We start from the raw sequence: 423 nt of genomic DNA, 5'->3' as shown, positions 1-423 counted from the left end.
TGCCAAACCGTTGGGGAATGCTCACCTGCAAGGAAGCGCACCGCGTGCTGGTGAGCGCAATGGACCGCGACCTGCGCACCGGCGAACGCCTGCGCTTGCGCGTGCATCTGTTCGCGTGCGATGCCTGCACGCGGTTCTCACACCAGATGGGATTGCTGCGCCAGGCGATGCACAAGCTCGGGCAAGACGACGACGGGAGCAGCCAAGGGTGACCCCGTCCGCCGCCAACACCGTATGCGCGGTCTGCGGCGCGCAGATGCGCTGCGGAGCGATCGGCGACGGTAAGCAGCCCGACGCGACATGCTGGTGCACGACAGAAGAAATGCTACCTGCCAGCGCGCGGCGCCCGGGACAGGGCTGCCGCTGCCAGCGTTGCCTGCGCGAAGCGATTGCGCAGGCAAAGGCAGCGTCTGAATCCTGCTG

At 67.1% G+C, this 423-nt stretch carries 1 protein-coding gene; it reads left to right on the top strand.

The features are described from left to right. Positions 1-212, top strand: a 212-nt coding sequence (locus D7V97_RS43800; RefSeq protein WP_233583637.1) for a zf-HC2 domain-containing protein, incomplete at its 5' end; no start/stop codon positions are given. Between the last annotated feature and the right edge of the window lie 211 nt (positions 213-423).

Origin of the sequence: Corallococcus sp. CA053C, assembly GCF_003611675.1 — a bacterium.
Taxonomy (GTDB): Bacteria; Myxococcota; Myxococcia; order Myxococcales; family Myxococcaceae; genus Corallococcus.
Note: the sequence above shows the minus strand (reverse complement) of the source record. Positions and strands in the feature narration are given on the sequence as shown.